A 624-nucleotide genomic window follows, 5' to 3' on the forward strand; every position below is an offset into this window, starting at 1 on the left:
GCGTCGGACAGCTCATCAGCCGCTTCGGCCGCTGGAAGCCGTACCTCGTCGTGGGTGGCGTGCTGCTCGTGGCGGGCTCGTACCTGCTGTCGACCATCTCGTACGACACCAACTTCGTCGTGGTCTCGGTCTACATGTTCCTGCTCGGGGCCGGCGTCGGCATGACGATGCAGAACCTCGTGCTGGTCGTGCAGAACACCGCCGACCCGTCGCAGATCGGCGTCTCGAGCTCGGGGGTCACCTTCTTCCGCAGCCTCGGCGGCACGATCGGCGTCTCGGTCATGGGTGCCGCTCTCGCCGCGAAGGTCGCGGAACTGGTCACCGCGCGGGCCGCCGACATCGGCGCCGCCCTGCACGCCCTCGGAGCGCAGGGCGCCCAGCTCGCCCAGCAGCTGCAGAGCGGCACGATTCCTCAGGTCTCGACGCTGCCCGACGGCATCCGCCAGATCTTCGAGGACGTCTACGCGCAGGGCATCTCGCACTCGTTCCTGATCGCGGTGCCGTTCGCGATCATCAGCGTGCTGGCGATCGTGTTCCTGCCCAACAAGCCGCTCACCCGCATGACCAACAGTGAGCGGGCCGCGGCATCCGAAGCCGACCTCGCCACGGTCACCGTCGCCGAGG

Annotated in this window: 1 pseudogene; it reads left to right on the top strand. The window is 68.4% G+C overall.

Features of this window, described 5'->3' with window-relative positions:
- Positions 1–624 (top strand): annotated as a pseudogene (locus ASG00_RS17285) (MFS transporter); the annotation flags it as partial.

It is taken from the genome of Microbacterium sp. Leaf351 (assembly GCF_001423825.1).
Lineage (GTDB): Bacteria > Actinomycetota > Actinomycetes > Actinomycetales > Microbacteriaceae > Microbacterium > Microbacterium ginsengisoli.